Below are 25,090 nucleotides of genomic sequence, written 5' to 3'. Positions count from 1 at the left end.
GACATCGTTGTCTCCGCAATATCGCCTTAGGATTGCATCGCGCTCCAACGCGGGGAGCTCCACGAGGAGTTGTGCTCATAAGTGCTCGTGAGCCGCGGTGCGAAGAGGCATCGCCTGGGGGTGTTCGAGGCGCAGCTCGGAGCCAGTCCTGGGGCGCGGGAGGTGAGGATGACGATGCCGTTCAAGCTCAGCCAGCGGGCCGTGCGCCTCGGGATGCTCGTGGTGCCGAGTCTCATCACGCTCGCCTCCGTCTCGCTCACGGCCGTGATCGCCTTCTCCGCGCAGGAGCGAGAGCTGCGCGAGACGACCGCCGAGCGCGTGCAGGAGGTCGCGTCGAGCCTCGCGGAGCTGGATGAGGTGCGGGACGCGCTCGAAGCCGTGGCGAACGCGGGCACCACGTCGGCGCTCGCGAACGCGGATGACCTCGCCGGGGCCACCGATGACCTGCAGCCGCTCGCCCACCTCGTGGAGAACGCGACGGGCGTCTACTACGTCGTCGTCACCGATGACGAGGGCGTGCGCATCACGCATCCGGACCCCGCCGAACGCGGCGTGCAGGTCTCCACGGCCAACGCGTCCGTGCTCGCCGGGGAGCCGTATCTCGGGACGCAGGAAGGTGCGTCCGGCCCATCGTTGCGCGCGAAGGTCCCGGTGTTCGGGGACGACGGCACCATCGTCGGCATGGTCGCCGTCGGCGTCCTCGAGTCGAGCATCTCCGCGGAGAGCGCCGAGGCCCTCGGAGAGCTCCTCCCCTGGACGATCAGCGCGCTCGTCCTCGGCACGCTCGCCAGCTCGGCCCTCGCCTTCGCGGTCGAGCACCGCTTCCGCAGACTCGACGCGCTCGCCGCCGAGCACGCGCAGATGCAACGGACCACAACCGCCCTCCGGGAGCAGTCTCACGAGTTCAGCACCCGCATGCACGTGGTCCACGGCCTGGTCTCGAGAGGCGACACCCAGGACGCGCTCGAGTACATCGACGAGGTCGTGCCGGTTCGGACGGCAGGGGCCGGTGCCCCCGACAGCACCGACGCGAGCATCCACCAGCCCCTCCTCGACGCCACGACACAGGCGGTGCGGGCTGAGCTGCACGAGCTGGGGGCGCACGCGAGCTTCGATCTTGAGCTCGACGAGGACATCGACGACGGGGTCGTGACCGTCATCGCGAACCTCTGCCGCAACGCCGGCGAGGCAGGCGCATCCCGGGTGCGCTGCACGCTTCGCGAGAGCGGCAACCGCATCTTCGGGCTCGTCGACGACGACGGTCCAGGTCTGGACCCCGAAGCGAGCGGTCGCATCTTCGCTCCCGGGTTCTCGTCCAAGGCGGACCCCACGGGTCTCGGACGGGGCATCGGCCTCGAACTCGTGCGCCGCACGGTCACCTCGCGCGGTGGCACCATCGAAGTCGGGCCGTCGCGACTCGGCGGAACGCGCTTCAGCTTCGAGATCGAGCGGCCGGCGTGACCGCGGTCGAAGCGGAAGCTGCCATGAGACGAGGAGCGCGATGAGTCACAGCACCGAGCAGAGCCTGCGTCCGGCTGCGAGCCCGATCCGGGTACTCGTCGTCGACGACGATCGCGGGGCTCGGGCGCTGCACAGCGGGTTCGTCGCCGAGACCCCCGGGTTCTCGCTTGCCGGCACCGCCAGCACGGGTGAGTCTGCACTCGCGCAGAGCATGAACGGGGTCGACCTCATGCTGCTGGACATGCGACTCCCCGACATCAGTGGCGTCGAGGTGCTGCACCGGCTCAGGACCCTCGGAGCGAGGGTGCCGGACGTGCTGGTGATCAGCTCGTCCCGCGACCAGACCACGGTGAGACAGGCCCTCGCGGCGCACGTCGTCGGCTACCTCATCAAGCCGTTCACCCAGGCGGCCCTCCAGGAGCGACTCGACCTGTACAGTGCCGAGCGCCGAGCGAGCTCCGAGAGCGACCGAGAACGACCACTCGGCCAGGGCGAGATCGACCGGCTGCTGGCGACCGGGAGCATCCGCCAGCACGCCTCGCCTCGAAGCCACTCGAGCGCGGGCCGGACCGGGGCCCCGCCGCCGGCCAGCCTCCCGAAGGGGCTGGCCCAGGTCACGCTCGAGCGGGTCGTCGCGGTGCTCGACCCGGTGATCCCCGCGACGGCGCTCGACGTGGCAGAGGCGTGCGACATCTCCCGTGCGACGGCGAGACGCTACCTCGACCACCTCGTTGACACGGGCGTGATCGATCTCGCGCACCGGTACGGCAAGCGCGGGCGGCCGCAGGTGCTCTACCGGTTGTCTCCCTCCCCCGAGCGCTGACCGGCGGCCACGGGGAGCGTGCTGCGCGTCTCCTACGTGCAGCGCTTCGTGTGGATGTCAGAGACGAGGTCGGTGGTCGTCCCGACGATGCTGTAGTTGGCACCCGGGTACTTCGATGTGACCTCACTCGCCCCCGCAGGGACGCACGATTGCTTGGCGAGCACCAGTGGATACCCGGTGCGCGCTGTGACGAGGAGGGCCACGGCGATGTCGGCGGCGCTCCCGGAGTTCGCGAGCGTGAAGCCCTTGGGGCGGATGCTTCCGGCGTCGAAGTCCCTCAGCAGCGCCGCGTTGACGCTGAAGGCGTCCGAGGAGTTGACCCGAGTCGTCGCCGCGACCTTGGCCTTCACCTCGTTGAAGACCGCCGCCGAGATCGATGTGCCTGTGCCGATGACGCGGGCCGAGGTGACCTTCCCGGTCGCGAAGTAGGCCTTGAAGTTGGCGCTGGTCTGCGTCGGGCCTGTCAGGAGCAGCGGCGCCTTGGCGAGTGCGGCCCGCCCGGCGGCGTTGGCGATGTCCGTCGCCATGCCGCTGTTGGCGATGTACACGCTGGGATCGTTCGGGAAGAACCGCTTCGCCACCGCCAGGGCGGTCTCGGACTTGTCGGCGGCCGCGACGACCTCGAGCCTGGGCGTGAGCTTCCCGAGCGCGGTCTTCTGCGCCTCCGAGATCTGGCCGATCACGAAGATCGCTGACGGTTTCAGTCTCGTCAGCTCCGCGGAGACGTTCGTCGGCAGCGCGTTGGGTTTCGTCAGCAGCATGCTGCCGCCGATCTTCGCGGCGACCGGGGCCGCGAGCAGCGCATCCACTCCCCCATCTCCGCTGGCGATGACGAGCTTGCCGCCGACCGTGTTGAACTTCCCGGATGCCGTGACGGCGTTCGCGTACGTGTCGGTCGAGCCGATGCGCTCGGCGACCCCGGGCTGCACGGTCGGCGTCGGCGTGGCTGTCGGGTTCGGGGTGGCGGTGGGTTTCGGGGTGGCGGTGGGGGCGCCGAACTGCGGCAGCTTCGTGCTCGAGGTGATCTCTCCCCACTTGGTGAGGGTCCACGGGATCTTGTTGATCAGGTCGACGTTGCCGTGCTTGTTGTGCACGATGCCGCCAGGCAGGTACGGGTTGGGCTTGCCCTGGGCGGTGAAGGTCACGGGATGCTGCAGGTTGAGCGCCATCGTCCAGTAGTTCTGGTCGGTGACGATGCCCCCGTACTCCTGCAGGTTCTTGACGACGACCTTCTCGAAGCTGGAGAGGCCGAGGGCCGCGATCTTCGCGTTGGTGGCGGCGTCGTTCGGGATCCAGAACCGCTGACCCATCTTCGGCGCGTGCGCTTCGCTCAACTTCCCGTCTGTCTGGTACGCGGGCCACATCGCGACCCCCGCACGACTCGACGGGAAGGTCCAGCTGGTGATGTGGTTGATCGAACCGGCCGCGATCTCCTCGGCACCCGCCATGAGGAACTCGTTCATGACGCCACCCACGGAGCTCGTGCCGCGCTCCGTCTTGAGCCACTCGTTCTGGTCGAACCAGTTGGTCGACTTCGGCGAGTTCAGCGTCGTGAGGTAGCCGCCGCCCATGAGCCAGGAGCCGTCGGCCTGCTTGTCGGCGACGTAGTAGCCGCGAACGATGCCCGTCGCGATGTCGACGACCGTCATCGACTTGTCCCCTCCGGGCAGCGGTCCGCCGGGTTCGGCGTGCGCCGGGATGACGACCTTGCCGTAGTTCTTCGCCGTCGTCGCGAACGGGGTGATCTGGAAGCCGTACGTACCACCGGTGGCCGAGGCCGTCGCCTTCCCCTCCATGACGGGGTGGATGTCCGGGTAGAGCGCGTAGTCCCGCATCTTGACGGTCACCCAGTTGGCGTCGGCTCTCGAGCTGTCGACCGTGTAGATGGGGATGGTGAAGTTCTCGCGGTTGGTCGAGGTCTTCAGCCGTCCCTTCCAGTGGTCGCTGAGGTAGCGGTCGGGCAGGGTGTCGACCATGGCCGCGGTCTGGGCGGAGAGCGACGAGACCGGCGCCCCCTGCGGTGTGGTGGTCGCGTAGCTGCCCTTGGCGACGTAGTTCGCGGGCGACATGACGTCCTGGTTCACGACCCCGAAGGATGCGGCCTGAGCGGGCGCGATTCCGAGGAACGTGAGGGCCGAGGCCGAGAGCAGAAGGGCGGTGAAGAGGGAGAACGCCTTTTTCATGGTCACATCCGGGTTGTGTGATCGAGCGGTGGTCCCCCAGGGTGAATCGTAGGGTGATTTCTGGAGAAACCGACGTGTTGCGTGCGAAATCACGTGACGCGGGACCCGGAGCGGCGCAATAGCCTTGCGTCTATGGGCAAGCTCGATGGACACCTCGATGTCGGCGGATGCACGCTCCGCTTCTCCGACGCCGGCCGCGGTTCGACGGCGGACGCGGCGCACGAAGCGGGCACAGCCGGCACAGCGGGCGCAGCCGGCACAGCGGGCGCAGCGGGCGCAGCCGGCACAGCGGGCGCAGCGGGCGCAGCCGGCACGAGAGCGGTTGTGCTCCTGCACGGGGCTGGCGCTGACCACACGATGTTCGAGGAGCAGGCGGCCGCCCTCGGTGGTGCCGGCCTTCGGGTCGTGCTCGTCGATCTGCGGGCGCATGGGCTGTCGCGGCCCTCTGCGATCCCGCTCGCCCCCGAGCTGCTCGCGAGTGACATCGAACGCCTCATCGACCATCTCGACCTCGGGGAGGTGTCGCTCGTCGGGCACTCGCTTGGGGGCAACCTCGCCCAGGAGCTCGTCCGCCGTGCACCCGAGCGCTATGGGAGCATCGCGGTGCTCGATGCGACTTGGAACGCGAGCCCGCTGACCGTCGGCGAACGCGTCGCGCTCCGGCTCGCGGAGCCGATGCTGCAGCTCATCCCGTCCGCCCGGCTCCCGAAGCTCATGGCGGACGCCTCGGCGACGTCGGAGCGCGCACGAGCGGCGCTGGCTCGAACGTTCGGCGCCATCTCGAAGCGCGAGTTCATCGACGTCTGGCGCGCGACGACCGAGTTCGTGCACCCCGATGACAACTACCGCACCCCGGTGCCGACCCTGCTGGTGCGGGGTGAACGCGACACGACCGGCAACATCGCGCGCGCTATGCCAGCGTGGGCCGCCGCAGAGCAGCTCACTGAGGTGGTGGTTCCCGGCGCGGGGCACGTGGTGACGCTGGATGCGCCGGACGAGACCGCCGACGCCCTGGTGGCCTTCCTCCGCTGAGGGGACGCCGAGGGGATGCTCTCACAACGCGGCGGGAGCGATCTCAGCCACCGTCCCATCGACAGGACGCAGCGGAGGCCGCTCGACCGGACTTCGGTGAGCGACCGCCGCGGCGGAAGACGCGCGAGCAGCTGCACGGCGCCGGCACCAGCACCAGCGCCACCCGCGCCGGCACCGCAACCTGCACCAGCACGTGCAGGTCAGTGGCCGACGGCAGGCGGTGGCTACGCCGTGATGGCGCGCCCGCCGGGGCCGCGGTACTGCGATGAGCCGTAGCCGACGATGAAGTAGCCGATGAGGGAGAACAGCCACAGCAGGAAGAAGCTGAAGACGCCGCCTCGCCCGAAGGCCTTGCCGATGCGCATCGCGACGAAGATCGAGAACACGATGTTGACGAGCGGGATGAGGTACAGCAGCACGGTAGCGCCGTGGTAGCCGGCGATCTTGACGAGGATGTAGATGTTGTAGATCGGGATGATGGCGCCCCAGCCCGGGTAGCCAGCTTTCCGGAAGACGGGCCAGAGGGCTGCGATGAGCAGGATCCAGCCGATGAAGCCGCCTGCGGTGCCGCCGGGTGAGAGCGCCTCCCACTGCCAGGAGTCCATCTGGGTGGAGTTTTCGAGCGTGAGCATTGTGTTGTCCTTGGGGTGCGTGGAGCTGTCGGGTCCCGTGGAGGGTTCGGGGAGCGCACACACGCTACCGCGAGTCGGCCGGTTCCTGTGAGCTTTCAATGAACGCCGGGCGCTGTGAGCCCCTCGCTCTGCTGTCGGGGTGGAGGCGAGAGTCGTCCGTGGGCGCGGCCGACGTGCACGGCGAACGCGAGGAGACCGGCGATGGCGGCGGCGGCGAGCGCAGGGGGTGCGAGCTCCCCCGCGAGCGGAACGAGCAGCGTCCTCGCCAGATCGGCCATGAGGTACACGTCCCCGAAGGCGTTCCGAGTGCCGAGCGCGTACTGGACCGAACCGAGGACGACGGGCAGCAGCCAGACCGCGGCGAGCGATCCCGCCCAGACGGCGATGCGTGCGAGCGACGAGACGCCGAGCATCCCGAGGACGACGCCGACCGCGAGACCGGGCGTCCACCGGACGAGCTCGTGCGAGGCCAGCCCACCCCCGGCCGGGCCGACAGAGAGCATGTACCAGAGGCCGAGCCACGTGCCGATGGGGATGACGCCGAGGCACAGGCCGAGGGCCGAGATCGGCGCTGAGCGCGAGCTCGTCAGCCAGTACACCGCTTGAGATGCGCCGACGACGGCGAGCGTGCCGACGAGCATCCCGGCGAAGAAGAGGAGCGCCCGCAGGCTCCCGCTCATGGCGAGGCCTCCCGCGAGCGCGACGAAGCTCTCGAAGACGGCGAGGAGCTGGACGCCGGCCAGCCCGATGGCGGCGGCCCGGCGCACCTCGGTGGCGCGCTCCCGGAGGAGGCGGACGGCGAAGCCTGCCAGGGTCCCGCCGAGCACCAGCAGGGCGACGAGGTCGAGGACGAAGTACTGGTGGATGGGCAGGAACGCGATCGGCATGTCGCCTGGCAGCGTCTCGGCCGACCACAGGTTCTGCCCGGGCAGGTTCGCACCCGTGGCGAACCAGGGCGCCAGCCCGAAGGCCCCGGCGACGGCGCCGATGATGCTTCCGATAGCGGGACTTCTCATCCCGTCATCCTCGCACCAGCCACCGACACGGGCGCGGACTCTCGACCGGTGACCCGTCCCTGCAGCCGCAGCTGGGGCCAGTGCTCGACGTCGCGCAGCAGCTGACGGTCGTGCGTCGACAGCACGACGGCGGCCTGCGTCGCGCCGAGTGCCTCCGTGAGCTCGTCGACGAGCGCGATCGAGAGGTGGTTGGTCGGCTCGTCAAGCAACAGCACGTGTGGCCGCGAAGCGAGGACCAATGCGAGATCCAGGCGCCGCCGCTGACCCATCGACAGGTCCCCGACTCGCTTCCCGGCCTCTCTCGGGCGCAGGAGCCCGAGGCGCGAGAGGCCGACGCAGTCGCTCGCAGCAAGCACGCCAGATGCCTCGAGTCTTCCGAGATGCGCCTCGAACAGCTCGGCCGCGCGGCGGTCGGCGGGCAGCGACGATTCCTGTGGCAGAACCCCGACCCTGGTGCCGGGCTGGACCCGCACGACCCCGGAGTCCGGGGGCAGGCTGCCGGCCAGCAGGCTCAGCAGTGTCGACTTGCCCGCGCCGTTTGGCCCCGTGATCGCCAGCCGCCCCTCCCGTGAGAGCGCCAGCGAGACGGGCTCGGCGAGACGGCCGGCGACGGAGACGCCCACCGCCGTCAGCAGCTCGGCGCCCGCCCTCGCTTGGAGGTCCGGGAACCGGAAGCGCTGCGGCGGCACGGGCACCGTCACGGCGTGCGCCTCGAGCGCCTCCTGCCTGCGATGCACGCTCTGCGTCAGGCCGGCGGCTCGGGTCGCCCGCCCGTGCTTGTTCGCCCCTTTCTCCGGTCGCCAGCTTGTGACGAGCCGGTTCTGTGCTGCGCTCAAGCTGTCCTGCAGCCTCGCGTGCTCGAGCTTCTGCCGTTCGTACGCGTGCTCCCAGCGTTCGCGTTCGCCGAGCCACCCCTCGCGGTAGCCGTCCAACCCGTTCCCGTACACGCGGGGAAGCCCATCCGGTGTCGGGTCCAAATCGACGATCGTCTCGGCGATGTCTGCGAGCAGGGCACGGTCGTGGCTGACGAAGACCACCCCGCCCTTTCGGGAGCGGAGCTGCGCGGTGAGGAAGTCGAGGCCGGAGCGATCGAGGTGGTTGGTGGGCTCGTCGAGGAGCAGGAAGTCGTGGTCGGCGCCCAGCAGGCAGGCAAGGCGAACTCGGTACCGCTGGCCGACCGAGAGCTCCGCGAGCAGTCGCGTCTGATCGGTCTCGGCGTCGAGGGCTTCCAGGGCGATCAGCACCCTGCGTTCGGCGTCCCACGCGTCGAGCGCCTCAGCTGCTTCGAGGGCGGCCGCGTAGCGGTCGTCCGCACCGGGTCCGCCTTCGGCGAGGGCGGCTCCGGCCAGGTCGAGTGCGGCGAGCGCCGCGACCGGCTCGGCGATGGCGTCTGCGATGGCCCGCCCCACAGTGCGGCCGTCGTCGGCGCTCATCTCCTGTTCGGCGATGCCGAGCGTCCCGACCCGGTGCACCGTGCCGCTGTCTGGGGCGAGAGTGGCGGCGAGTACGTGGAGGAGCGACGACTTGCCTCGCCCGTTCTCGCCGACGATCCCGGTCCGCGATGTCGGCGTGACCGTGAGGTCGACGGAGGTGAGGACGGGTGTCGCGCCCCGCATCAGCGAGACGTCCGAGAGGGTGAGTTGCGCGCGATGGCGCGCTGGAAGAGCGATGGGGGTGGCGTGCATGGGGTTCCTTCGAGCAGGCGCACACAGCGCTGCCAGGCCAGGCGAAAACTGGCCTGCGGCAGGGTGCGCGGAACGGCGACCCGGGAGGGTCAGAGCTTTCGGCCGCCGACTGCTCGGAGGGTCTCGAGGAGACCGAGCTCAACGAGCGCGGAGGGCCTGCTCAGCCGTTAGGAGAAAAGCAAAAGGAACACGCGTTCACCGTATCAGCGGGGTCGCGGCTCGTCGAGAGTCCTCAGCGCGTCGGGAAGGGATGCGCTGGACAGCGAGGTCAGCCGCGCAGGCGAGCACGCCGGTGAGCGCGTAGACGAGAAGGTCGCGCGGGTTGAACCCCGCCCCGAGCACCAGGCGGGCTGGCGTGAACACCTCGGCGGCGCGGTGCGGCAGCTCTGTGAGCTGGAGGAGCTCGACCGCGAAGGACCATCCGACCGCGATCGTCGCCAGCAACCATGGTCGAGCCCGGGGCGCGAGCAGCATCACGCCGAGGTAGACCGCGCCGGTGTAAAGGGCGTCGCCCGCGATATCCGAGATGGCGCCGTCCGGAAGCAGGAAGTGGGTCGCGAGGCCGAGGGCGCCCGTCGCGGCGAGGAGCACAGCTGCGGTACCGCGACGACGACGGCCGGCCGGCCTCTCCCGTCCGGCGCTGTCTGGCAGTTGGGCGCGGGGCATCATCGCGCACCGCGCGCAGGTGCGCCTACGGGCCCAAGCGCTCGAGCCGCGCGCAGCCCGGAGACGACGGCACCGTTGAGGGTCTGCTCGAGGCCCGTGTGCTCGCCGGCGAACGCGACGCGTCCGGCTGGCGCGTCGAACGCGCGGAGGTCGGCGGGGGTCCAGTCGAGTGACGCCGCCGAGTACGAGCCGAGCGTCCACGGGTCGGCGGTCCAGTCGGTGAGCAGCACGTCGCCGTCGATGACCAGCTCGGGGCGCAGGGCGCGCAGCTGGCCGACCCAAGTGTCCGGCCCGTCAGCCGTGCGCAACGCGTCGAGCGTTGCGCTGCTGCCCGCGAAGCACGAGAGGGCTGGGATGCGGTGCTCCCCATCCGCAGACAGCGACCGCCACGACCACCAGGTCAGGTTCGCGCTCTGCAGCGCAACGTCGTCGTCGACGGCTGTCAGGGGCACGCCGAGCTTGGCGGCGGTGCCCATGAGGCGGTGGCCGAGTGCCGCTCGTTGCGCATCCGGCAGCTCGAACCCGAGCCGCAGTCCGCGCAGGATCGGGAGCGGCACGGCGATGACGGCCGCGTCGCCGTGCAGTGCGGAGCCGTCGGCCAGCGTCACCTCGACCCCGGCTGCGGACTGGTCGACGGCCGTGATGGGATGCTCGAGCCGCACGGCCGCCCCGAGCCGGTGCGCGAGTTCGATCGACAGCGATTGGTTGCCGGCGACGAACCGCCCGCCGTCGTCGATGAACGGCTGGCCGGCGTCTGGGTCGTGGAGGAAGGCCGATTCGGCGCTGACGAGGGTCGGGTCGTTCGCGAGTGATGTGACCACGCGCCGGTACACCGGATCGCGGTGGTAGTCGGCGCCGAGCGCCTCCCTGTGCGCCTCGTCGACGGAGACTCGCGTGGCCCCGTCGGCGAGCATCCGTCGCAGTGTCTCGGTGACGTGCGCTGTCGTGGCCTCGAGCTCGGCGAACGACACGTGCCTGCCGTCGAGGGTGCGCCTGGCGTAGCGGACGTTGTGGCTGAGGATGGGCACCTCGACCTCTGCGGCGAGGCGGCGGATCGCGAACTCGGTGGGGAACACGTACTCGCCGCCGCGCTCGGTGAGCTGCCCGTTGCCGAGCCGCTGCGACCAGGTGCGGCCGCCGACGCGGTCCCGCGCCTCGAGCACCGTGACCTCGTGGCCGAGCTTGTGCAGGTCCCAGGCGGAGGTGAGGCCGGCGAGGCCCGCTCCGACGACGATGATGCGCATGCGTTTCCGGCCGCCCTTCTCAGCGGCCGCAGTTCGGTCGCCTCCCGATTCTCGCGCAGCTCAGCCGCGTCTGTGCCCGCTTGGCGGAACCGAGCCCGCCTGGCTGGGCCGAGCCTGTCTGGAGAAGTCGCGTCCGTCAGCTTTGGAGCTGCGCGAGGCGCCCGTCGACGAGCTGCACCGACGAATGCAGGCTGGGGAGGTGCGTGAGGTCGTGCGTGACGAGCAGGGTGGCGGTGTCGAGTTCCCTGCTGAGGCGCAGGACGAGCTCGATGATGGCCGCTCCCCGCTCCTGGTCGAGGGCGCTGGTCGGCTCGTCGACGAGCAGGGCGCTCGGACCGTTCAGGAGGGCTCGCGCGATGTTGACGCGCTGCCGCTGGCCGCCGGAGAGCTGGTGCGGGCGCTTCGCCCGGTGCTCGGCGAGGCCGACCGCGTCGAGCAGCTCGTCGGCGCGGTCGGATACATCCCGCCGGCGCCCGCGACTGCCCGGCTCACCGAGCTCGTTCATGACGAGGAGCTGCTCGCGTGCCGTCAGCGAGGGAAGGAGGTTCGGCTGCTGGAAGACGATGCCGATGGAAGACCGACGCAGGGCGGCCGACTCGGAGCGGCTCAGCGTGCTCGCGTCGACGTCGCCGATGCGCACGCCACCTGAGTCCGGGCGGATGAGCGTGGCCGCGACAGCGAGCAGGCTCGACTTTCCCGAGCCGCTGGGCCCCGTGATGCCAGTGACGGTGCCTGGGGCGGCAGTGAGGCTGACGCGGTCGAGCGCGGTGAGGCGGCCTGCGCCGTCCGGGAAGGTGAGTGTGACGTTGTCCAGGGCGATCATCGGTTGCCTCCGAGGGCGGTGAGCGGGTCTGCTGAGGTGACGGATCGCAGCGCGAACGCTGCGCCCGCGAGGCCGAGCGCGATCATGATCGCGCCGGGAACGAGGGTCGTGAGGGGGCTGATCAGGAACGGGAGCGTCTGGCCCGCGAGGGCGCCGAGGATCGCGACGAGCCCGATGCCGGTGCCGATGCCGACGAGCAGCACGAGGAGCGCCTGCCCGAGCGCATCCCGAGCCAGGGACCGTGTGCTCGCGCCGAGCGCCTTGAGGACCGCGACGTCACCCTGGCGCTGCATCGTCCAGACGGTGAAGAACGCGCCGATCACGAGGCCGGAGATGCCGAAGAGCATGGCCACCATGAGCAGCAGAGACCCCACTTCGGAGCGGAACGCGGAGAGAGCGGTGAGCGATCCGACCAGGGTCTCCGAGACGACGCCGGCCTCCGCATCCACTGCGGCCCAGTCGGGGGCGCCGGAGACGGCGAGCACGGTGGCGAACGCGTCGGGTGACCCGGTCGCCTCGGCGAGTGCGCGCCAGTCGGCGATGCGGACTTCGACGACGGGGGTGTGGCTGTACCAGGCGTCCGGGCCGACGGTCTCGACCCGGAAGGACGTGCCGGCGATCGTCACCTCGTCCCCGATGTCCGCGTCGAGCTCTGCTGCCGCCGTCGCCGAGAGGGCGATCGTGCCCTCCGAGGGCGCGGAGAAGGCGTTCGTGCCGAGTGCCGACTCGGAGATGGTGTTCGTGCCCTCCGCGGATCGGGAGTTGGCGCTCGCGCCCTCCGCGGATGCGGAGAAGGCGTTCGTGCCGTCTGAGAGTGCAGCGCTGCCGGCGGTGTCGCCGACCGCGCCGGAGAAGGTCTTCATGCCATCCGAAAGTGCAGCGCTGCCGGCGGTGTCGCCGACTGGGCCGGAGACGCTGAAGTCGGCGGGCACGCCGAAGACGGCGACAGCGGTGCCCGTGGTCGCGCTCTCTGCGCGGAGCTGGCTGATCCCGAGCGGGTCGACACGGCTCACTCCCGGCATGGCGGCGATCGTATCGGCCTGGTCTCGGGTGGGTGCCGATGTCGAGAAGCTCGGGGCGTCGTCGCCGCTCGGCACTGTGAACGCGAGCCGGTCGGCGGGCAGCGCGAGGATGCCCGAGATGTTCTGGGTGGCGAGGCCGCCGGTGAGGCCGCTGAGGAATCCGACGAGCACGGTGATGAGTGTCACGACGGCGCCGATCAGCAGGAATCGGCCGCGTGCGAAGCGGAGGTCGCGGAGGGCGACGAACATGGTGGTCCTTTCCCGTCGCCGGTTGCGGCGACGCAGGCAACCCTCCCGCTGAGGGCCAGGGGCGGGCATCGGCCGTCGGCACGGACCTTCCGCCCCACAATGCGGAGCGTTCCGTCCGACTTTCGAAGGATGCCGGCGCTCCCGCTCGTGTCTAGGCTGAGCGGCATGTCCCCCTCCGCGCTCACCCCTGTCTTCGTGGGGTTGCGCACGGGGCTCCACGTGCTGCTGTTCGGCCTGCTCGCGCTCGTCGCGGCTCGGTCACTCCTGGCGCCCGAAACGAGCATGGCAGTCGTGCTCGGCGCGGTTGCGCTGTTCGGTGCGACGTACGCCCTCGGGATCGTCGCGGGCTCCCGTGCCGGCGCCGAGCCGGGCACCCGCGTCGCGCCGGTAGCTCGTTTCGCGCCCGGCGCTCGCGTCGAGCGTCGGCGTCTGCTGTGGCTGACCGCGCTGACGCTCGAGTGGATGCTGCTCCTGTGGCTCTCCAGAGAGGCCGCGTACCTCGTCTTCCCGCTGTTCTTCGTGGTCCTGCACCTGCTCGGTCGGCGTGCCGGGATGCTCGCAGTCGCCGCGATGACGGCCGTCGCAGTCGTCGGCCTTGGCCTGCACGAGGGGTGGTCGGTGGCTGGTGTCATCGGCCCGTGCATCGGGGCCGGCGTCGCCGTGCTGATCGGCCTCGGCTACGCGGCGCTCGCGAAGGAGGCGAGGGAGCGGGAGGCGCTGATGCGGGAGCTGCTCGAGACGCAGGCCCACCTGGTTGCGACGGAGCGGGAGGCGGGGACGCTCGCGGAGCGGGCGCGGCTTGCCCGCGAGATCCACGACACGGTCGCGCAGGGGCTGGCGAGCATCCAGATGCTCTTGCACGCCGCCGAGCGTGCGGACCCGAAGGGGCCTGGCGTCGGGCACATCCGTCTCGCCCGGGAGACGGCCGCGGCCGATCTCGCGGAGACGCGGCGCTTCATCCGCGAGCTCTCGCCGCCGGACCTCGACGGTGCCGACCTGGAGCAGGCGCTCCGCCGGCTCGGCGAGGCGACGACCGCGGCGCACGGTCTGCGCGTCGACGTGCGGGCGAGCGCCCACCCGCTGCCGATGCCCGTGCAGACTGCGCTGCTGCGCATCGCCCAGGGTGCGCTCGCGAATGTCACCCAGCATGCTGGTGCTCGCCGCGCGACGATCACGCTCGACGAGACCGATGCCGGGCTGGTGTTCACGATCGCCGACGACGGCCAGGGGCTCGATGCGGATGCGGCGTCGAGGTCGGCGCGCCCGAGCCCTGATTCGTTCGGTCTCGTCGCGACCCGCGACCGCGTGCAGCAGCTGGGCGGCACTCTGGCGGTGGCGTCTGCGGCGGGCCGGGGCACGACCCTGACCGTCACGCTCCCCCGCGAGGTCGCCGCATGATCCGCATCGTCATCGCCGACGACCATCCTGTGGTCCGGGCCGGCCTCAGGGCTCTGCTCGGCGGTGAGTCCGACATCGAGGTCGTCGCTGAGGCTTCGACCGCGGAGGAGGCAGTGCGCGCCGCGGCGGACACGCGGCCGGACCTGGTGCTCATGGACCTGCAGTTCGGGGCGCGCGAGAACGAGACGGGGGCTTCGGCGACGAAGCGCATCCGCGCCCTGCCTGCTCCCCCGCACGTGCTCGTGGTGACGAACTACGACTCGGATGGTGACATCCTCGGGGCTGTCGAGGCGGGCGCCAGCGGGTATCTGTTGAAGGATGCGCCCCCGCACGAGCTGCTCGCTGCGGTGCGCGCGGCGGCGGGAGGCGCGAGTGCGTTGGCCCCGCCGATCGCGTCGCGTCTCATGGATCGCCTGCGGGCACCACAGCAGAGTCTGTCGCCGCGGGAGATCGAGGTGCTCGAGCTCGTCGCGGCCGGCCGCTCCAACACGGAGGTCGCTGCAGCCCTGTTCGTTACAGAGACGACGGTGAAGTCGCACCTCGCGCACGTCTTCACGAAGCTCGGCGTGACGTCGCGCACTGCGGCTGTCTCCGAGGCGAGGGCGCGCGGCATTCTCCGCTAGCCCCCGCTCGTCCCCGCGGCGGCCCTTGCGTGCAGGTATGACCGCGCGCAGGAGTCAGTAGCAGCAAAGAACACGGCAACGGCAACGGCAACGGCAACGGCGGGACTAGAACGGTGGAGTCGCGCTGCTGTTGGGCCGCGGCGGCAGAGCTTCACTGACGGAACGCGCTCGTTCGCGTCGCTCCGAATGAACGTGCTCGCCTCTCCTGGGTTCTTCCGTTGGTCTGAAGAGTTGGTCGCTTGGCCTGAAGATGACGCCGTGTGGTTCGGGCCGGCTGATGTAGATCTTGCCGCTCGGTGTGGTCCATTCGAGGACGCCGCCGCCGAGTTGTCGCACTTTCCAGGCGGTGTGGTGTTTGACGATGTGGTGGTTCTTGCAGAAGTCGCTGAGGTTCCACACCGCGGTCTTCCCGCCGTGCTGGTAGTCCTCGGTGTGGTCGAGCTCGCACCTCACGGCGGGTTGTCGGCAGCCGATGAAGCGGCAGTGGATGTCGCGGGCCTGTAGGAAGGCGCGCATCGCCGCGGTGGGCTTGTAGGAGTCGACGGCCTGCACGGCCCCGGTGATCGGGTGCGTGAGCACCCGGATGAACGCTGGTGCGGTGGCGGCGAGGCGTTTCGCGTCCTCGATCGGCATGGGTGTCATCCCATCGAGCAGCGCGGGCGCCCGCCCCGGCTGGTCGCTGGCGGGGTCGCTGTCGGCGAGGACGGTCGTGATCGGGATCGAGAGCTGCACGTTCGCCTGAATGCCGGCCGCTGCCGAGTTGCCCATCGGATCGCTGGTCAGCAACATGTCCGCGACGACGTCCGACATGACCTCGTTCAGACCCCGGTCATCCAGGGCATCGGGTGCGTCTGGCTCCCCGGTAACCTCGGCGCTCGCACGGGCATCGTCGACAACGCGTCCGAACGCGCTGCCAGTTCCGGGCGCGGCCGAGCTTGCTGCACCTGAAGCACCGTCGGCTGTCGCCCTCTGGCGCGCTTTGATGATCGCGAGCGCCTGCTTCCGCACCCGGTCCCGGATCGCGTGCGCGACGAACGTGTCAGTCGTGACCCGGATGATGCTCATCCCGTCGCCAAGGTCTTCGACGGTCGCTCGGCGCTGCCGCCTCGCCCGCGCGTGCCGCTGATCGATGGACTCCCCGGTCTGCTCCTCCGCGACCCGCTCCGCCGCCTTCCGCAGTGCCTGCGGCGGCAGAGGTTCCCGCCGAACCCGCTCGAGCATCACCTCCACGAACAACGCCCGCCGCTCCGCCTGCTCGACCGGATCCTCGTGGTTGACCTTGAGGCCTACCTCGACCAGCTTGTGCACCTGCGCGGGCGTCACGACGTTCTCGTCCAACGCGACCGCCAAAGTAGGGAAGTCCTGCTGCGTCATCGACGCGAGCGCCAGCTGTCCCTGAGCCACCCCGGACGACACCTGCATGACCAGCGCCACCTCGTTCGCGATCGACCGCACATGCATCGCCGACTCCGCGCACCCCTCCGCCGCATCCAACGCGTGACCGAAGTCGTACGCGGCAGCGTGGGCCCGCAACTGCAACGCGGACCCTGCCGCGATCATCGCGGCCGCCCGCTCCTCCAACGCCAGAATGTCCGACCGACGCGCAGCAACAGACGCCGGATCCGAAGGGTCGAACCCCGGGTCCGGAAGGTCGTGCTCGTGGTGCTGTTGCATGTCCCCAACGCTACGGACAGCCACCGACATTCTGCAGAGTCGCGGATAACTTTCTCCGACACGCTTGCTTCCAGACCACCAACCTCGGGATTCATCCCCACATTTGACCGGAACCGAGAATTCACACGTCCGAGAGACCGTTTCGAACGATCTGGCGGATCGGCACGGAGACTTCCTCCACCTAGATCTTCTGCGCGCCACCCGACTCGGCTGGCGGCGATGCAACAGCCCCTTCATTCACCTCTCCGCGCAGCAGCTGCACGGGGTCGACGCCCTGCCTGCGCAGGTGCCGGTTGGTGAGCGCGCAGGCGACGGCGATGACCGCGGTCATACCCAGCGTCGCAAGCAGCTGCTCCCTCGAACCCTCGTTGAGCATGGTCAGCACGACGATGACGACGAGGATCACGGCCGCCAAGATGCTCAGCCAGGGGAAGCCGGGCATGCGGGCTGTGAGGGTCTCGCCGCGCGCATCCGCTCGCCGCCGCAGCACGAGCTGGGAGGCGGTGACGGTCGCCCACAGCACGATGAGGGTCGAGCCGACGATGTTGAGGAGGGTCGGCAGGACGGCGTCGGGCGCGAGGAAGTTGAAGATGACGGTGAGGAAGCCGACCCCGACGGAGACGAGGACGGCGACGGTCGGCGTGCCGTTGCGGGCGAGGCGCTGTATGCCCCGTGGCGCGAAGCGGCGCTCGGACAGCGAGTAGACCATGCGGGAGGCGCCGTAGAGGTTGGCGTTGAGTGCCGAGAGCAGGGCGATGACGATGATGGCCGACATGATGAGGTCGACGCCGGGGATGTTCGTGAGGGCGAGCACGGCGGCGAACGGGCCGGCGACGACGGCGGGATCCATCCACGGCAGGGCGGCGACGATCACGAACACGGAGCCGATGTAGAAGAGCAGGATGCGCCACAGCACGCTGCGCACGGCGCGGCGGATGCTCGTGGCGGGGTCGCGGGTCTCGGCGGCGGCGATCGCGGTGAGCTCGGTGCCGCCGAAGCTGAACATGACGATGAGGAGGGCTGCGGAGATGCCGAGGATGCCGGTCGGTGCGAAGCCGTCGTGCGCGACGAGGTTGGTCAGGCCGGGCGAGGGCACGTCGGGGATGAGCCCGAAGAGGAGGGCGACGCCGAGGGCGAGGAAGCCGATGATGGCCGCGACCTTGAGCACGGCGAACCAGAACTCGAACGAGCCGTAGCGGCGCACGCCGAGGAGGTTGATGAGGGTGAACGCCACCATGAAGGCGAGCGCCCAGACACCCTGCGGGACGCCGGGGGTCCAGGCGGCGACGATGGCGGCGGCGCCGGTGGCCTCGGCGGCGATGACGATGACGAGCTGCATCCAGTAGAACCAGCCGAGCGTCGCACCCGCGGTGGCGCCGAAGGCCTTCGCGGCGTACACGGAGAAGGCGCCGCTCTGCGGGTCGGCGGCGGCCATCTCCGCGAGCATGAACAGCACCAGGATGACGAGCAGGCCCGCGACCGCGTACGACACGATCACCGCGGGGCCGGCGACCGCGATCGCCTGCCCTGAGCCGACGAACAGGCCCGCGCCGATCGCCCCGCCGAGGCCCATCATCGCGAGCTGCCGCGGCGTCAGCGAACGCTGCAGGTGCTGCGCGTCGCTCTTCTGACCGGCGACGGCTTGCGGTTCGCGCGCGGCCTCAGGCGGATTGCTGTTCTCGGATGCGCTTGCGGAAGTCACAAGCCGGAAGTCTCTCACGAATGACGAACTCGGCCCGGCGCCTGTGGAATCCGCCGACCCGGCGGGTATCGTCCGCGTATCGAAACCCGCATACGCCGCCGCAACACGCCCCTCGAGATGCTGTAGCCATGAGCTACAGCCGCGCAGACCAGACCCTCGAACTCCCGACGACCGGGGCGTTCGTCAGCGCCCAGCGCCGGCCGCGGACTCGTCGTCCGTCGCGGGCGCCGCGCTTCCTCGTGGCCGTGCTCTTCCTCGCGTACCTGGTGCTGCTCACGTGGCTCATCGTGTGGAAGCTCGAGGCCCCGTTCGTCGGATGGGGTGAGATGCGGGCACTCAAGCTCGTCCCGTTCGTCGCCAGTGAGGGGTACGCGGCGAGCCTCCCGCTCGAGGTGCTCGCGAACGTCGCCGTCTTCATCCCGTTCGGCCTCTGCACGGGCTACCTGTGGCGTCGCGCGCCGGGCCCGAAGACGTTCTTCGCGGCCGGGTTCGCGAGCCTCGCCATGGAGACGACGCAGTTCGCGCTCGCCGTCGGCAGCTTCGACACGAGCGACATCATCGCGAACACGGTCGGCGCCCTGATCGGTGCCGCGGTCGTTGCGCCGAGCGTGCGGCGCTCGGCGTTCAGCTAGATCGAGTGCGGCACGACGAGCTCAGCGCCTGAGGCGGCAGCGCTTGAAGGGCTTGAGGCGGCAGCGCTTGATGGGTTTCCGTACCGCTGATGGGTTTCGTGTGAGCCCGTGCGGGCTTTCGGCGGAAGGTGGTGGGTAAAATCCCATCACGCGCATCGAAAGTCAGCACAGCCCCTCCGCGACCGCGACACAGGGCTCAGTGTGACCTAAGTCCCGTCCGTCGACCTGACGTCGACCGCGAGCGGCAGCCGAACGGTCACCCGCAGCCCGCCGCCGTCTCGCGCCGCGAGCTGCATGGACCCGCCGTGCGCCTTGACGACGCTCTTCACGATCGCCAGCCCAAGCCCGACACCGGCGTGGTCGCTGCGCGCACGCTGCTCGCCTCGCTGGAACGGCTCCGTCAGGGTAGCGAGCAGGTCATCGCCGATCGGACTGCCCGTGTTCTCGACGACGAGCGTCGCCGCAGCCGCAGCTGCAGCCGCAGTATTCCTCGCGACCACCGCATCCGTCGCCGAACTCGTCGTGAGGGTGACCGAGCCGCCCTGCGGGAGGTTGTGCACGATCGCGTTGTGCAGCAGGTTCGTGGTGAGCAGGGAGATGAGCGCGGGCGAGCCGATCGTGGTCGCGGCCTCCCCCGCCGTCTCGATGGCGACGCCGCGCTTCTCGGCGAGCGGCAGGAGCGTCTCGGCGGCCTCCTCGGCGACGAGCGACAGGTCGACGTGCTCGGTCGCGAACGTGCCGTGCTCGGTGCGGCTCAGCACCAGGAGCGCCTCGGTGAGCTCGATGGCGCGCGCGTTCACCGAATGCAGGCGCCCGAGGACCGCGTCGTGGTCGTGGTCCGGGTCCTTGCGGGCCACGTCGAGGAGCGTCTGCGAGATGGCGAGGGGTGTGCGCAGCTCGTGCGAGGCGTTGGCCGCGAACCGCTGCTGCTGGGCGACGTGCGCCTCGAGCTGCGCGAGCATCGCGTCGAAGCTGTCGGCCAGCTCGGTGAACTCGTCGCTCTTTCCGTCGAGGCGGATGCGGTGCGACAGCGACCCGGCGGCGGCAGCGCGCGTCGCCGAGGTGATGCGGGTGAGCGGGGCGAGCATCCGCCCGGCCAGGAACCAGCCGCCGACGAGTGCGAAGACGAGCAGCAACAGCAGCGCCCACGCCGCGGCGGGAACGAACGCGCGCACGAGGTCGGTGCGGCCGGGGAAGAACGTCCACTCGCTCGCCATGGCCTCGGCTGGCACGTACCGCAGGAGGAAGGCGTAGACGACGGCGAGCAGCAGCGCGCCCGCGATCATGAGGAAGGCGGCGTAGCTGAGGGCGAGCTTGAGGCGGACGCTGAGCCCGCGCTGCCTGGTCACCGCTGGTCGTCCTCGTCGAGCACCGAGTTCGCTTCGGCGTCGATGCGGTAGCCGACGCCGGGCACGGTCACGATCAGCCAGGGCTCGCCGAGGCGCTTGCGCAGGGCGGAGACGGTGATGCGGACGGCGTTCGTGAACGGGTCGGCGTTCTCGTCCCACGCCTTCTCGAGCATCTCCTCGGCGCTGATCACTCCCCCGCCCGCGCTCATGAGCACCTCGAGCACCGCGAACTGCTTGCGCGTCAGCGCGACGTAGCGGCCGTCTCGGTACACCTCGCGGCGGAACGGGTCGAGCTTGAGGCCAGCGATCTCGTGGATGGGTGGGCGGCTGTGCGCGCGGCGGCGGTTGAGGGCGCGGAGGCGCAGCACGAGCTCCTGCAGCTCGAAGGGCTTCGTGAGGTAGTCGTCGGCGCCGAGCTCGAAGCCGGACGCCTTGTCGTCGAGGCGGTCGGCGGCCGTGAGCATGAGGATGAGCACGCCGCTGTTCGAAGCGACGATGCGCTTGGCGACCTCGTCGCCGGAGGGGCCCGGGATGTCGCGGTCGAGGACGGCGACGTCGTAGTCGTTGACGCTCAGAAGCTCGAGTGCGGCGTGTCCGTCGCCGGCGATGTCGGCGGCGATCGCTTCGAGGCGCAGCCCGTCGCGGATCGCCTCCGCCATGTAGGGCTCGTCCTCCACCAGCAGCACACGCATGAGCCGATGATACGAGCCGCGGCATATTGCCGGCGTATGCGAAAGTGGCAACACCCCGGCAACGTGCACGCACGTGGACTTGTCGCATGACGCTCACCAGCCCGCCCCGCCACCAGCGCACCGACGACGACCAGCCACCCCGCAGGCGCGGCGTGCGGCTGCTGCTCGGCGGCGCATCCCTCGTCGCCCTCGCCGGTGTCGGGGTTGCGCTGTTCTCGGCGCAGCTCGGCGAGACGACGGCGTCGCACACCGAGCTGCCGTTGCAGGACACGGTGCTCGCGGAGCCCTCAGAGCTCGGGACTGGCGAGACCGGCGATTCCCCTGTCTCTGAGGCAGACGGCACCGAGAACCCAGACGGGCGCCTCCAGTTCGGCACGACGGCGTTCGACACCGAGTATGCGGGCATCGGCAAGCTGTCTCCCGAGCTGCGGGACGCGCTGCAGGCGGCAACGCGCGACGCGCAGTCGGCGGGCGTCTCCGTCATGGTGAACAGCGGGTGGCGCTCGGCCGAGCTCCAGGAGCAGCTGCTGCAGGATGCGGTCGCCGAGTACGGCTCAGAGGACGAGGCGTCGCGGTGGGTCGCCTCGCCCGAGACCTCGCTCCACGTGTCGGGCGAGGCCGTCGATGTGGAAGGCAACGGCGCATCCGACTGGCTCGCCACCAACGGAGCCAGCTACGGGCTGTGCCTGACCTACCTCAACGAGCCGTGGCACTTCGAGTACCAGGCCGCTGCATCCGCGAACGGATGCGCGGAGCCGTACGCCGACCCGACCGACGACCCGCGGTTGCGCGGGTCGGTCAGCGGCCCCGCGTCGGCTCCCCCGCCTCTTCCTCCTCGTCGAGCAGGTGCCCCGCCCTGACGGCGTCACGCGGGTCGGCGAGCGCGAGCGGCTTCACGCCGCGCAGCACCCAGGTGAGGCCGAGGTAGAGGGCGAAGCTCGCCGCGAAGGCCGGGATGTTCGCGCCGACGGGGCTCGGCGCGACGTACGCGAGCACGTAGGAGAGGGCCGCCCCGACGATCCATACGACCACGGCCAACCAGTTAATGCCGCCGAGGTACCAGTAGCGGCTCTCGCGCCGCTCCTGCAGGATCTGCCGCGAGTAGCTGCGGCGCTTGAGCAGGTAGTAGTCGGCGATCATGATCGCGAAGACGGGCACGAAGAACGCGCTGATGATGAAGAGGAAGTCGGTGAACTGGTTCAGCAGGCCGAGGAACGTGGACCCGATGATCGAGATGATGCCGAGGATGATCGCCGTCGGCAGGAAGCGCAGGTGCCACTTCGACTGCGCGTTGATGACGGAGGTGACCATGCCGAAGACGACCATGGTGTTGGTCGCCATGACCGACAGGAAGATGGCGATGCCGAGCGGCCAGCCGAACTCGGCGACGATGACGGTCGGGTCGAACGCGATCGCCTCGCCGCCGCGAAGGAGGACGACGCTGAAGGCGACGAGGCCGAGGAACATGGCGATCGTGGTCGAGAGCGTGTAGCCGATGCCTGAGCCGACGACTCCGGCGACGCTGTTCTTCGCGTGCCGGTTCATGTCGGCCGAGAGGACGGTCCACGAGATCGCCGTCGCGATGACCAGGTCGAGGGTGATGAACGGGGTGCCGCCGAGCTCCGCATCCACGGGCATCGCCGCGAAGTCTCCGGGGCTGAACGCGCCGAACGCGGCCGCGAACACGAAGCCCATGACCACCAGGATCACGAGCGCCAGCCACGGTTCGACGCGCGAGATGCCCGTGTGGCCGAAGATGGCGAGCACGACGACAATGCCTTGGCAGATGGCGGAGAACAGCATCGGGTTCGAGAAGCCCGTCGCCTCGAACACGAGGTAGTCGACGGTGACGCCGGCGAGCATCGCCTGCACCCAGCTCCACCCCATGAGCACGATGAGGTTGGAGGCCGCGGGAACGAGGCTGCCGCGGATGCCGAACGCTCCGCGCGTCAGGGCCATCGTCGGCAGGCCGGTGCGGGTGCCCATGTTGCCGATGAGCACGAGCACGACGACGCCGAGGAGCGTGCCGAGCACGATCATGCCGGTCGCCGTTCCGAACGAGACGCCGGGAACGAAGAGCGTGCCCGTGAGGAGCGTCGTGACGACGAGGTTCGCGGCGAGCCAGATGAGGGCGATGCGGATGAGCGACTGCGTGCCGCGGACGGGTCCGGCCGAGTCGTCCTGGCCGTCGAGGTTCAGGGCCATGGTCTTCGGGCCGGTCATGAGGTCGCCTCCGCGTGTGTCGTCGGCGCGGAGAGGTGCTCGTGGATCGCGACGAGGGATCCGTCATTGCAGACCGTGAAGACGATGCTCTCCCGCTCGAGATACGAGTCGGCGCCCTCGGCCGAGTCGACGCTCGTCGCAACGGTGTGGCTGAAGACCGCGCCGCCCGGGAATACCTGCACGAGGCGGTCGGTGGATGCGCAGGAGGTGACCCGCCAGCCAGTCGCGACCCAGCCCGCCCACAGCGCTTCGTAGTCGGCGCGCGAGTCGAGCCGTGCGGGCTCCGGGTGGAAGATGAACGACGCGTCCGGCGCGAACCCGGCGAAGTACGCCTCGGTGTCCGTCGCGCGGAACGCGTCAATGATGGCGTCGGCGGCGGCCAGCACCGCCTCGTGTGTGGGTGTGGTCGACATTCAAGTGCTCCCTTGGACTTGGCGGGCCCCGCTGCGCAGGTGTCGCACGGCGATGGTGCTTGCGACTGCCTCCCTGCGGCTTCCGCTCTGCACCAAGGAAACACCCGCCGCCCGAGTCGCGTCCAGGGAACAATCGAACAAGTTTCGGTTCTTGAGGGGCGATTCGCCCAGACGGCGTTGAGCTGCGCGCGCCGTCTTAGTCGTGGGACGGGCGCCGGCGCTGGGCCTTGGTGGCGGAGCGCTGGCCTTTCGACTCGAGCCTGCGCCGCTGCGAGCCCTTCGTCGGCTTCGTCGCGCGCCGCTTCGGTCCGGGCGGGGCGAGGCCCTCGCGCACGAGGTTCGCGAGCTTCTCGAGCGCCGCCTCCCGGTTGCGGAGCTGCGAGCGTCGCTCGGAGGAGGTGACCGTGAGCACGCCGTCGACGAGGCGCTTCCCGAGCCGGTCGAAGAGCATCCGGCGCCGGTCGTCGGTGAGCACCAGGGATTCGCTGATGTTCCACGAGAGCTCGACGCGGCTGTCGGTGGTGTTGACGTGCTGCCCGCCCGGCCCTGAGGATCGCGAGAACCGCCAGCCGAGCTCCGCGGCCGGAATCGTGAGTGAGCGCGACACCTCCAAGTCCATGCGCCAAGCCTCCCACGCGCACGCCCGTCCGCGCCGCCGCACTGCATCCACGCGAGAGATGCAGCTTGGTTGGGCCACGAAGCCGCATCTCTCGTGTGGATGCGCCTGGCCGGCCTGGCGGAAGGCGCAGAGCCTCGCGGGACGGGCGTCGATGTCTAAGGTGGCCCCATGTCGCAACCGCATCGGAAGCTCGTCGATCTCACGCATCCGCTCGCCTCTGGCATGCAGATCTACCCCGGCGACCCGGAGGTGCGGATCGCGCCCGCCACCTCGCTCGCCGAGCACGGGGTCGTCGTGCACGATCTTCAGCTCGGCACGCACACCGGCACGCACCTGGATGCGCCCTCGCACTCGATCGCCGGCGGCGACACCGTCGACAGCCTCGACCTCGCTCGGCTCGTCGCGCCGCTGCACCTCGTCGACGTGACGGCAGTTGCGGCTCCCTCGCGTCGGATCGCGCTCGCCGAGGTCGCCTCGCAGCTCGACGCGGTGCAGCCTGGCGCGATCATCGTCTTCAGAACCGACTGGTCAGCGCGGTTCGGGCAGCCGGCCTACCTCAAGCATCCCTACCTCGACGTCGCGATCGCCGAGCGGCTGCGTGCTGCGGGAGTGACGGTCGTCGGTGTCGACACCCTCAGTCCGGACCGAACGGACCCGACCGCGGAGTCTGCCGAGCTGCCGTTCCACGAGGTCTTCCTGGGCGCCGGCGGCGTCATCATCGAGAACCTCACGAACCTCTCCGCCATCGACCCAGCGCGTGGCCCCTGGATCTCGGCCCTGCCGCTGCCGTTCACGGGCCTCGACGGGTCCCCGGTTCGGGCGGTCGTGATGCACCGCGCCTGACCGGCGAGATCGTGAAGGGGGTGTTCACCGAGCTGGTCGCCCAGAACGACGCCGACCTCATCTCGGGCTCGTGCTCCCCCGACCTG

Annotated in this window: 23 protein-coding genes; 8 read left to right on the top strand and 15 right to left on the bottom strand. The window is 70.1% G+C overall.

The genetic code is table 11. The annotated features are described in order from the left end of the window. Nucleotides 1-174: 174 nt before the first annotated feature. A complete protein-coding gene (locus C5C17_RS06845) occupies nucleotides 175-1,461 on the top strand; it encodes an ATP-binding protein (RefSeq protein WP_104252945.1) in 1,287 nt (428 codons plus the stop codon). Between the two features lie 40 nt (nucleotides 1,462-1,501). Then, nucleotides 1,502-2,284 carry a response regulator gene (locus C5C17_RS06840; protein ID WP_104252633.1) on the top strand — a complete coding sequence of 261 codons (783 nt, stop codon included), beginning with the start codon at nucleotides 1,502-1,504 and terminating at the stop codon, nucleotides 2,282-2,284. Nucleotides 2,285-2,316: 32 nt separating this feature from the next. Here the strand turns inward: C5C17_RS06840 and C5C17_RS06835 are convergent, their stop codons facing one another. After that, a complete protein-coding gene (locus tag C5C17_RS06835) occupies nucleotides 2,317-4,467 on the bottom strand; it encodes a cell wall-binding repeat-containing protein (protein ID WP_104252632.1) in 2,151 nt (716 codons plus the stop codon). A gap of 132 nt (nucleotides 4,468-4,599) precedes the next feature. Between C5C17_RS06835 and C5C17_RS06830 the strand changes: the two genes are divergently transcribed. Then, the gene (locus tag C5C17_RS06830) at nucleotides 4,600-5,499 is read left to right on the top strand and encodes an alpha/beta fold hydrolase (protein ID WP_104252631.1); all 900 of its coding nucleotides are present in this window, start codon (nucleotides 4,600-4,602) and stop codon (nucleotides 5,497-5,499) included. A 224-nt stretch (nucleotides 5,500-5,723) separates the two neighbouring features. On the opposite strand, the gene C5C17_RS06825 is transcribed toward C5C17_RS06830, so the two are convergent. From C5C17_RS06825 to C5C17_RS06795, 7 genes are all read right to left on the bottom strand, one after another. Next, nucleotides 5,724-6,131, bottom strand: a complete 408-nt coding sequence (locus tag C5C17_RS06825; protein ID WP_104252630.1) for a DUF5684 domain-containing protein — start codon at nucleotides 6,129-6,131, stop codon at nucleotides 5,724-5,726. A gap of 95 nt (nucleotides 6,132-6,226) precedes the next feature. Then, nucleotides 6,227-7,147, bottom strand: a complete 921-nt coding sequence (locus C5C17_RS06820) for a hypothetical protein (RefSeq protein ID WP_104252629.1) — start codon at nucleotides 7,145-7,147, stop codon at nucleotides 6,227-6,229. Next, nucleotides 7,144-8,832 carry an ABC-F family ATP-binding cassette domain-containing protein gene (locus tag C5C17_RS06815; protein ID WP_104252628.1) on the bottom strand — a complete coding sequence of 563 codons (1,689 nt, stop codon included), beginning with the start codon at nucleotides 8,830-8,832 and terminating at the stop codon, nucleotides 7,144-7,146. Before C5C17_RS06815 ends, C5C17_RS06820 begins: the two co-directional genes overlap by 4 nt. Before the next feature lie 195 nt (nucleotides 8,833-9,027). Then, the gene (locus C5C17_RS06810; RefSeq protein ID WP_258066041.1) at nucleotides 9,028-9,423 is read right to left on the bottom strand and encodes a DUF2809 domain-containing protein; all 396 of its coding nucleotides are present in this window, start codon (nucleotides 9,421-9,423) and stop codon (nucleotides 9,028-9,030) included. Between the two features lie 74 nt (nucleotides 9,424-9,497). Continuing rightward, the gene (locus C5C17_RS06805; RefSeq protein ID WP_104252626.1) at nucleotides 9,498-10,742 is read right to left on the bottom strand and encodes an NAD(P)/FAD-dependent oxidoreductase; all 1,245 of its coding nucleotides are present in this window, start codon (nucleotides 10,740-10,742) and stop codon (nucleotides 9,498-9,500) included. A 136-nt stretch (nucleotides 10,743-10,878) separates the two neighbouring features. Then, the gene (locus C5C17_RS06800; RefSeq protein WP_104252625.1) at nucleotides 10,879-11,565 is read right to left on the bottom strand and encodes an ABC transporter ATP-binding protein; all 687 of its coding nucleotides are present in this window, start codon (nucleotides 11,563-11,565) and stop codon (nucleotides 10,879-10,881) included. Then, the gene (locus tag C5C17_RS06795) at nucleotides 11,562-12,836 is read right to left on the bottom strand and encodes an ABC transporter permease (RefSeq protein ID WP_104252624.1); all 1,275 of its coding nucleotides are present in this window, start codon (nucleotides 12,834-12,836) and stop codon (nucleotides 11,562-11,564) included. The genes C5C17_RS06800 and C5C17_RS06795 overlap by 4 nt, the downstream gene beginning before the upstream one ends. Before the next feature lie 165 nt (nucleotides 12,837-13,001). Between C5C17_RS06795 and C5C17_RS06790 the strand changes: the two genes are divergently transcribed. Continuing rightward, the gene (locus C5C17_RS06790) at nucleotides 13,002-14,234 is read left to right on the top strand and encodes a sensor histidine kinase (RefSeq protein WP_104252623.1); all 1,233 of its coding nucleotides are present in this window, start codon (nucleotides 13,002-13,004) and stop codon (nucleotides 14,232-14,234) included. Continuing rightward, on the top strand, nucleotides 14,231-14,857 hold the full coding sequence (locus C5C17_RS06785; protein ID WP_104252622.1) for a response regulator transcription factor: 627 nt from the start codon (nucleotides 14,231-14,233) through the stop codon (nucleotides 14,855-14,857). Before C5C17_RS06790 ends, C5C17_RS06785 begins: the two co-directional genes overlap by 4 nt. A 105-nt stretch (nucleotides 14,858-14,962) precedes the next feature. On the opposite strand, the gene C5C17_RS06780 is transcribed toward C5C17_RS06785, so the two are convergent. Together C5C17_RS06780 and C5C17_RS06775 are read right to left on the bottom strand one after the other, a co-directional pair. Further along, on the bottom strand, nucleotides 14,963-16,531 hold the full coding sequence (locus tag C5C17_RS06780) for an HNH endonuclease signature motif containing protein (RefSeq protein ID WP_146079100.1): 1,569 nt from the start codon (nucleotides 16,529-16,531) through the stop codon (nucleotides 14,963-14,965). A gap of 181 nt (nucleotides 16,532-16,712) precedes the next feature. After that, on the bottom strand, nucleotides 16,713-18,233 hold the full coding sequence (locus tag C5C17_RS06775) for an amino acid permease (RefSeq protein ID WP_258066040.1): 1,521 nt from the start codon (nucleotides 18,231-18,233) through the stop codon (nucleotides 16,713-16,715). Between the two features lie 128 nt (nucleotides 18,234-18,361). Here C5C17_RS06775 and C5C17_RS06770 point away from each other — a divergent pair, with 128 nt between their 5' ends. After that, entirely contained in the window at nucleotides 18,362-18,865 is a 504-nt protein-coding gene (locus tag C5C17_RS06770; RefSeq protein WP_181028512.1) for a VanZ family protein, read from the top strand. Between the two features lie 206 nt (nucleotides 18,866-19,071). Here the strand turns inward: C5C17_RS06770 and C5C17_RS06765 are convergent, their stop codons facing one another. Together C5C17_RS06765 and C5C17_RS06760 are read right to left on the bottom strand one after the other, a co-directional pair. Further along, entirely contained in the window at nucleotides 19,072-20,214 is a 1,143-nt protein-coding gene (locus C5C17_RS06765) for a HAMP domain-containing sensor histidine kinase (RefSeq protein WP_219820482.1), read from the bottom strand. Beyond that, the gene (locus C5C17_RS06760) at nucleotides 20,211-20,906 is read right to left on the bottom strand and encodes a response regulator transcription factor (RefSeq protein ID WP_104252618.1); all 696 of its coding nucleotides are present in this window, start codon (nucleotides 20,904-20,906) and stop codon (nucleotides 20,211-20,213) included. Before C5C17_RS06760 ends, C5C17_RS06765 begins: the two co-directional genes overlap by 4 nt. A gap of 86 nt (nucleotides 20,907-20,992) precedes the next feature. Here C5C17_RS06760 and C5C17_RS06755 point away from each other — a divergent pair, with 86 nt between their 5' ends. Further along, complete coding sequence (locus tag C5C17_RS06755) at nucleotides 20,993-21,766, top strand: M15 family metallopeptidase (RefSeq protein ID WP_104252617.1); 774 nt, start codon at nucleotides 20,993-20,995, stop codon at nucleotides 21,764-21,766. Here C5C17_RS06755 and C5C17_RS06750 read toward each other — a convergent pair. The 3 genes from C5C17_RS06750 to arfB all read right to left on the bottom strand — a co-directional run bounded on the left by C5C17_RS06750 (nucleotide 21,705) and on the right by arfB (nucleotide 24,161). After that, a complete protein-coding gene (locus C5C17_RS06750) occupies nucleotides 21,705-23,129 on the bottom strand; it encodes a cytosine permease (protein WP_104252616.1) in 1,425 nt (474 codons plus the stop codon). The genes C5C17_RS06755 and C5C17_RS06750 overlap by 62 nt on opposite strands. Beyond that, nucleotides 23,126-23,542 carry a nuclear transport factor 2 family protein gene (locus C5C17_RS06745; RefSeq protein ID WP_104252615.1) on the bottom strand — a complete coding sequence of 139 codons (417 nt, stop codon included), beginning with the start codon at nucleotides 23,540-23,542 and terminating at the stop codon, nucleotides 23,126-23,128. The genes C5C17_RS06750 and C5C17_RS06745 overlap by 4 nt, the downstream gene beginning before the upstream one ends. A 196-nt stretch (nucleotides 23,543-23,738) precedes the next feature. Next, entirely contained in the window at nucleotides 23,739-24,161 is a 423-nt protein-coding gene (gene arfB / locus C5C17_RS06740; RefSeq protein WP_104252614.1) for an alternative ribosome rescue aminoacyl-tRNA hydrolase ArfB, read from the bottom strand. Between the two features lie 168 nt (nucleotides 24,162-24,329). On the opposite strand from arfB, the gene C5C17_RS06735 reads away from it, so the two are divergent. Further along, entirely contained in the window at nucleotides 24,330-25,004 is a 675-nt protein-coding gene (locus C5C17_RS06735; protein ID WP_104252613.1) for a cyclase family protein, read from the top strand. The last annotated feature ends 86 nt before the right edge of the window (nucleotides 25,005-25,090 follow it).

It is taken from the genome of Pseudoclavibacter sp. RFBA6, assembly GCF_002931575.1.
Taxonomy (GTDB): Bacteria; Actinomycetota; Actinomycetes; order Actinomycetales; family Microbacteriaceae; genus Pseudoclavibacter; species Pseudoclavibacter terrae.
Note: the sequence above shows the minus strand (reverse complement) of the source record. Positions and strands in the feature narration are given on the sequence as shown.

Excerpts from the sequence above, each read along its gene's own strand:
- C5C17_RS06735 (WP_104252613.1), top strand. The coding sequence starts at position 24,330 with ATGTCGCAACCGCATCGGAAGCTCGTCGATCTCACGCATCCGCTCGCC.
- C5C17_RS06770 (WP_181028512.1), top strand. The coding sequence starts at position 18,362 with ATGAGCTACAGCCGCGCAGACCAGACCCTCGAACTCCCGACGACCGGG.
- C5C17_RS06840 (WP_104252633.1), top strand. The coding sequence starts at position 1,502 with ATGAGTCACAGCACCGAGCAGAGCCTGCGTCCGGCTGCGAGCCCGATC.
- C5C17_RS06830 (WP_104252631.1), top strand. The coding sequence starts at position 4,600 with ATGGGCAAGCTCGATGGACACCTCGATGTCGGCGGATGCACGCTCCGC.
- C5C17_RS06790 (WP_104252623.1), top strand. The coding sequence starts at position 13,002 with ATGTCCCCCTCCGCGCTCACCCCTGTCTTCGTGGGGTTGCGCACGGGG.
- C5C17_RS06835 (WP_104252632.1), bottom strand. The coding sequence starts at position 4,467 with ATGAAAAAGGCGTTCTCCCTCTTCACCGCCCTTCTGCTCTCGGCCTCG.
- C5C17_RS06755 (WP_104252617.1), top strand. The coding sequence starts at position 20,993 with ATGACGCTCACCAGCCCGCCCCGCCACCAGCGCACCGACGACGACCAG.
- C5C17_RS06805 (WP_104252626.1), bottom strand. The coding sequence starts at position 10,742 with ATGCGCATCATCGTCGTCGGAGCGGGCCTCGCCGGCCTCACCTCCGCC.
- C5C17_RS06785 (WP_104252622.1), top strand. The coding sequence starts at position 14,231 with ATGATCCGCATCGTCATCGCCGACGACCATCCTGTGGTCCGGGCCGGC.
- C5C17_RS06795 (WP_104252624.1), bottom strand. The coding sequence starts at position 12,836 with ATGTTCGTCGCCCTCCGCGACCTCCGCTTCGCACGCGGCCGATTCCTG.
- C5C17_RS06780 (WP_146079100.1), bottom strand. The coding sequence starts at position 16,531 with ATGCAACAGCACCACGAGCACGACCTTCCGGACCCGGGGTTCGACCCT.
- arfB (WP_104252614.1), bottom strand. The coding sequence starts at position 24,161 with ATGGACTTGGAGGTGTCGCGCTCACTCACGATTCCGGCCGCGGAGCTC.
- C5C17_RS06825 (WP_104252630.1), bottom strand. The coding sequence starts at position 6,131 with ATGCTCACGCTCGAAAACTCCACCCAGATGGACTCCTGGCAGTGGGAG.
- C5C17_RS06750 (WP_104252616.1), bottom strand. The coding sequence starts at position 23,129 with ATGACCGGCCCGAAGACCATGGCCCTGAACCTCGACGGCCAGGACGAC.
- C5C17_RS06820 (WP_104252629.1), bottom strand. The coding sequence starts at position 7,147 with ATGAGAAGTCCCGCTATCGGAAGCATCATCGGCGCCGTCGCCGGGGCC.
- C5C17_RS06745 (WP_104252615.1), bottom strand. The coding sequence starts at position 23,542 with ATGTCGACCACACCCACACACGAGGCGGTGCTGGCCGCCGCCGACGCC.
- C5C17_RS06800 (WP_104252625.1), bottom strand. The coding sequence starts at position 11,565 with ATGATCGCCCTGGACAACGTCACACTCACCTTCCCGGACGGCGCAGGC.
- C5C17_RS06845 (WP_104252945.1), top strand. The coding sequence starts at position 175 with ATGCCGTTCAAGCTCAGCCAGCGGGCCGTGCGCCTCGGGATGCTCGTG.
- C5C17_RS06760 (WP_104252618.1), bottom strand. The coding sequence starts at position 20,906 with ATGCGTGTGCTGCTGGTGGAGGACGAGCCCTACATGGCGGAGGCGATC.
- C5C17_RS06815 (WP_104252628.1), bottom strand. The coding sequence starts at position 8,832 with ATGCACGCCACCCCCATCGCTCTTCCAGCGCGCCATCGCGCGCAACTC.